The organism is Polaromonas sp. P3_C2, assembly GCF_056402675.1.
Map to the genome: position 1 here is coordinate 1 of NZ_JBFUGX010000800.1, position 1,677 is coordinate 1,677.

The window sequence follows — 1,677 nt, forward strand, 5'->3', positions numbered from 1 at the left end:
TGAGGATGTCCGAGCCTATTTCGTTGCTGAAAACGGAACTGGCCATGAGATGGATGATGTGTACTTCCGCTTTTGGCCGTTGGCGGAGATCAGGCCCGTGAAAGACGAACTGGATGATTCAGGCGGTGTCMTCTATCCGGATCGCTTCGCGTATCCCGACTGCTTCGTGTTCGCTGATCATCTTATGAACAGTTGGCTTTACGCAGTCCGACTGACGAGCGACCGGAATCAACTCGCCCCGGTGTACCGCGTCACAGCCTCAGACGAGGGTGGGGAACAGATGGCTCCGACATTCCGTCTATTCATGAGCCGATACGCGGATCGGCCGGAGAGCATTCTTTGAGGCTGTTGCGACATAACCGGTCGTTCGAAACGGACGTCCAGCGGCGTTCGCCCCCTTCGTTCCCAACTTTGCCGGGTCGCCAGTCAACGTCGCGTTAGGCGTCACGAATTCCCTCGCACATCACTCTCCGAGATCAGCCACAACATGAAGATCGGTCAAGCAGTCATTCGCACGATCCTGGGGCTCTCAGGTGCAAGTGCACTTGCCCTGGTTCTCGCAGCCGGCTATTACGCCAACGAAGTGAGGGCTGCCAGAGTTGCAACACCGTCTCTGATTTCCGAAACCTGGAAGCGCTTTGGAGCCCGGCTGAAACCCACAGACTTGTCGAAGGACAGGCAAGCCATGTTGTTGGCAGTCGAAGACCCGGCGTTCACCCGGCATCACGGCGTCGATCTTCAAACTCCCGGCGCAGGAATGACGACCATCACGCAAGGTCTGGTCAAGCTCATTTACTTCCCGGACGGGTTCAAGCAAGGTATCGCTAAAGTTCGCCAGACGCTGATTGCGCAATACGCCCTGGATTCGCTGGTTTCCAAGAACGATCAAATGCAATTGTTCCTGAATATCTGCTATCTGGGCAGCAAGAATGGCCAGCCTGTTCATGGCTATGCGGCCGCCGCACAGGCATATTTCGGCAAGAGCTTTGCGGAACTCACTGACGAAGAGTTCCTGTCGCTCGTCGCAATGCACATAGCCCCCGATAACCTGAAGCCCGGGACGCCGGAAAATACCCAACGCGTACAACGTATTCACGCCTACCTTTCTGGCAAGTATCAGCCTGCGAGCCTGCTGGATGTTGACTACAACGGAAAGCAACACGGAACACTGGCGGAAGAAGTCCTTATGTCATTCTTGCGGCTTGTCACCGACGCAAAGCCTGAGCGCGCTGGCAGCTAACGTCCCTGACATACCATGACGATCAACCCTTCAATCGAGAGGACGTGTCCCGGCAAGCCGGGTCATGCCTTGCATCTCAAACGTTAGACAACACGAAATACGCCATGGCTTTCGCTTCACATGAGGAGTACTTCGCAAGCGTGCCCGCTGATTTGCGCCTTCAGCTCCAATCCATTCAGGAAAAAGTTGAGGCGTTGGTGCCTGGTGCCTCGCGCTGCATAAGCTACAACATGCCCGCGTTCAAGCGCGGTCGGGTGTTCTTTTACTTCGCCGCATTCAAGAAGCACATTGGTGTCTATCCGCCGGTCACGCAAGATGCACGCCTCATGCAGGAACTCGCGCCATACCGTGGCGAAAAGGGCAATTTGTCCTTCCCGCTGAAGGAGGCGCTTCCTATCGAGCTTATTGGCCGGGTTGCCCTGGCGCTGTCGCAAGAG

At 55.9% G+C, this 1,677-nt stretch carries 3 protein-coding genes; all 3 read left to right on the forward strand.

Annotated elements, in window-relative coordinates:
* A partial coding sequence (locus AC1DWI_RS22105; protein ID WP_477725779.1) for a hypothetical protein occupies positions 1–343 on the forward strand: 343 nt, incomplete at its 5' end.
* A 144-nt stretch (positions 344–487) separates the two neighbouring features.
* Positions 488–1,240, forward strand: a complete 753-nt coding sequence (locus tag AC1DWI_RS22110) for a transglycosylase domain-containing protein (protein WP_477671188.1) — start codon at positions 488–490, stop codon at positions 1,238–1,240.
* 104 nt (positions 1,241–1,344) lie between these two features.
* On the forward strand, positions 1,345–1,677 hold a 333-nt coding region (locus tag AC1DWI_RS22115), incomplete at its 3' end, for an iron chaperone (protein WP_477725780.1).